1 protein-coding gene and 1 pseudogene are annotated in these 3,794 nt (G+C 64.6%); both read right to left on the bottom strand.

Going from position 1 to position 3,794, the window contains the following annotated elements:
- Positions 1-407 (bottom strand): annotated as a pseudogene (locus WCJ41_RS20545) (class II histone deacetylase); the annotation flags it as partial.
- A gap of 84 nt (positions 408-491) precedes the next feature.
- The gene (locus WCJ41_RS20540) at positions 492-3,251 is read right to left on the bottom strand and encodes a LuxR C-terminal-related transcriptional regulator (RefSeq protein ID WP_336907699.1); all 2,760 of its coding nucleotides are present in this window, start codon (positions 3,249-3,251) and stop codon (positions 492-494) included.
- Positions 3,252-3,794 lie beyond the last annotated feature (543 nt).

Here is a 3,794-nt window from a genome sequence, read left to right as displayed (position 1 = left end):
ACGCGGCGGAGCATCACCAGCGCCTGGGCCGCGCGGCCCTCGATCACCGCGTCGCAGGCGGCCATGCTGCCGCCGGCGGCGAGCTGGGCGATCTCGAAGCTGCCCTTGCCGAAGGGCGTGAGCTGGGAGGCGTCACCGCCGTTCTCCGCGCTCATGGCCTTGATGCGGTCGATGTGGGCGCGGGTGTGGACGCGGGTCAGTTCATCCTCGCTGGCGTAGCGCGCCTTCACCATGACGAGCGAATCAAGCAAGCCCGAGACCTCGACGAGATTACGGAACCGGCGCTTGGTTTCCGGGTTCTCTGCGTGCTCGCCGGGCTGCACGGTAAGGCTTGGGGCAAAGACCTGCGCCCAGTTCCAAGTGTTGTGCCACATGTAGAGCTCGTGAAAGACGAAACCGGTGGTCATGTCGCGGCATCCCCCCTCAATTCTCGGCGAGGGTAGCGGCGTCAGTCCGGCTTGTCCCGCCCCGTTCGGGTAAGGAGTGGCACATCATACCACCCTTTCGGGTAAGGCTGCGGGTCTAAGCATGTCGGTTGCCGTAGCCTGCCCGATCCCCAGCTCTTGCAGGCACAGCACGGCCTGGGTCCGGTTGGCGACGCCCAGTTTTCCGAAGATGTTCTTGAGGTGCCACTTCACGGTGTCGGGCGCCATGGCGAGCGCGTCTGCCAGCTGGCGGTTGCTGTAGCCCTGTGAGAGAAGGCGCGCCAGTTCCGCCTCGCGCTGGCTCAGTTGCTGGCGGCGCGCCTTCCTGGCGCCGGACATCTCCTCGCGCGCCGGATGCTGGCGGCCCGTCAGGAGGCGGTCGACGAACTTGCCCGTCTCGCCTCCCGACTTCCACGACGGGATGCGCTCGCGCGCGAAGGCAAGAACGTCCAGCAGCGGCGCACCCTCGTCCCGCAGCATGCGCACCGCTTGCTGGGGCGCGCAGAGCGACACAGCATCGACCACAGCCGCAAGAGCAGAGAGCGCATCGCCGGCGTGCTGCGCGGCAACGGCGGCCACAGCCCGAACTTGCGCGAAGCGGTGGAGGCGCCCATCGCGGCGCAGCCGTTCCGCCAGCCGCTCCAGGACGCGCAGAGCCGCTTCGGGCTTACCCTCGGCGATCAGCACGCGCGCCACGGCGATATGCTCCGGCTCGCAGGCGGGGCGCTGGGCAAAGGGCGAGGTGAGCCACGCTTCGTCGATGCCGCGGCCCCGGAGGGCCAACCTGGCCGACGCGGCATCGCCCCGTTCCAGCAGCAGCCGCACGCGCTCATGCAGCGCCGCAGCGAAGAGCCGGCGGTAGCGGGTGGCAAGCCCCTGCCGCTCCGCACGTTCGAGAACAGCCAGAGCCTCGTCGCCGCGGCCGCGGCATGCGGCGAGCTTGGCGACGTTGAGCTTGCAAGCCATCTCATGCACCACGAGACCGCATTCCTCGATGATCTGGCGGTGCTCCTGCAGAAGCTGCTCGGCACCGGCGATGTCGTCCCACTCGTAGAGCAGTTCGACGACGAAGATCCCCACCATCGCTTCGGGATAGGATCCCTGCCCGAGCGTGGCCCGCGCATGGCGAATGGCGCGGGAGAAATACTCATGCGCTGCCATCAGCTTTCCTGCCGCCTGTTCGGCTAGGCCGAGAATAAGGTCCGAGTAGACGACGCCGAATACCGCCTGGGCCTGGGCATGACTGTCCCGCGCCCTGAGGCAGGCGAGCCTGGCGCCCTCGAGATCGCCCAGCGAATAGAGGCAGAAGCCCAGGATGTTGCCCAGCGTGCCGCATGAGAAAGCCTGCCCCTCTGGGAAGCCGACGAGCCAGCGTTGAGCGAGCCGCGCCGCCGTAAGCGATCGGTCGGCGGCGCTGATGACGCCCGCAGTGAGCGCCTTGAGCTCGGAGCGGAACTCTACCTGATCACTCGAACTGAGCCGACCGTCGCGCTCGGCCCCCGCTATGGTGTCTCGCGCCGACTTCAGGATGGCCGCTGCCGGCAGCGCCTGGCTCATGTGGAACAGAACCCACACCTGGGCGAGTTGAAGGCGCGGGCGCCCGGCCACGACGTCCGCCGGCAGTCTGTTCAGCCAGGCGCGCAGTCTGGTGATGTGGCCCTCGCGGACGAGCGGCATGCAGCACTCTTCCACCAAATGCACAGCGTGCTGCATGTCGCCCGCCGCCAGAGCATGGTGAACGGCATCGCTCGTCAGCCCCTGCGAAGAAAGCCAGCGCGCGGCGCGCCGGTGCAATTCCACCTCGAGCGCAGCATAGCGCGCCCGCAGCAGCGACTGAAGCAACTCCTGAAACAAGTGATGATAACGGTACCAGACGCGGCCCTGGTCGAGACAGATGACGAAGAGATTGGTCTGCTCCGCCGCTGCCAGCTTGGCCGCCGCATCGGCCGACCCCGTCACTTCCTGCACCAGGGAGCCGCACATGCGGCCGAGCACTGAAGTCTTAAGCAGGAAGTCGATCATCGTCTCGGGCAGGCGCTGCAGCACGTCCTGTATCAAGAAGTCAGCGATCTCACGGTCGGTGCCGGAGAAGGAGCAGATAAAACTCTCCCGGTCCGGGCGGTTTTCAAGAGAGAGGGCTGCAAGCTGCAGCGCGGCAATCCAGCCTTCGGTGCGGTGCTGCAGCGAGGCGACGTTCGCATCCGAGAGCCCAAGCCCGTGCGACTGGTTCAGGAAGGCCCGCGTCTCACTCAGCGAGAAACGCAGCCGTGTGTCGTCGATCCGCACCATCTGCCCGCGCACGCGCATATTGGCGACCTTGATGGGAATTTCCCCGCGCGTGGCGAGCAGCAGGTGAAAGTTAGGCGGCGCATAGGTCAGCAGGGCATCGAGGAAGCCCTGAATCGGGGCCGCCGTGAGCACATGGGCATCGTCCAGGATCAGCACGACGTCCTGCACCAGGCGGGCAAGATCGTTGACCAGCATGGTCATGATCGAATCCACAGGGAGAACTGGGCTCGACTGCAGCAGGGCCGGCACGTCCCGCGCGACCGACGCCTCGGCATACTGCAACGCGGCGACAAGATACTCGATGAAACGGCTCAACTCGTTCTCGCCTGAATCGAGTGAGATCCATCCGCACAAGCCACCGCGCGCCTGCAGGCGCCGTGCCCACTGGCTGAGCAGCGTGCTCTTGCCGAAGCCGGCGCCGGCGGAAATCACCGTCAGCTTGGCACTGCCCACTTGCTCAAGTTGCCGTTCGAGTTCGGGCCTCTCTATTAGGCTGACGCGCAATTCCGGAGGGCGGAGTTTAGTCTCGATAAGCAACTAGGGCCTCCAGCGTCTTTCCCAAAGCTAACGGCAAGCCGGCCTAACAAGCAATAATCACGAGTGCCGTACTTTGCTGCAGGCGGCCAGACTCACCAATTGGTTGATTGCGGAAGAAACAGCATAGCAGATCCTCTACTTGAAGACGAGAATTCCATGTTCTTGCGAGCGCCTGTGCTCTTTCGCGAGCGGGATTGGATGTCCGGTGCCTGGATACAGCCGGCCACAATATGCGTCAGGAAAGATATTGCCGGCTGGAACAAATTTGAGTGGGCTCCAGCGCAGTGGTTCGCAATTCTGCTTAATTGAAGAGGAAGAGGTGCTGGCAGCGAACTCTCTTCACGATTAAGACATTGATATCGTTGACTCAAAAACTCGCAATCGTTCGAATCTCGCGCTAGGATCCAAGCTCTTACAACGAATAGCCGGCTCGCACGGATTGCGGCCGGCCAGTTGACCAAGCAGCCCCAGGGATGTCGGGCTCTCGGCAAGTCGATCGACACGATTGCTCGTGAACTCACACTAGGCGGGGGTGGCTCTGAA

The organism is Aestuariivirga sp., assembly GCF_037139295.1.
GTDB lineage: Bacteria > Pseudomonadota > Alphaproteobacteria > Rhizobiales > Aestuariivirgaceae > Aestuariivirga.
The sequence above is the reverse complement of the archived record's forward strand: the minus strand, read 5'-3'. Positions and strand labels throughout refer to the sequence as shown.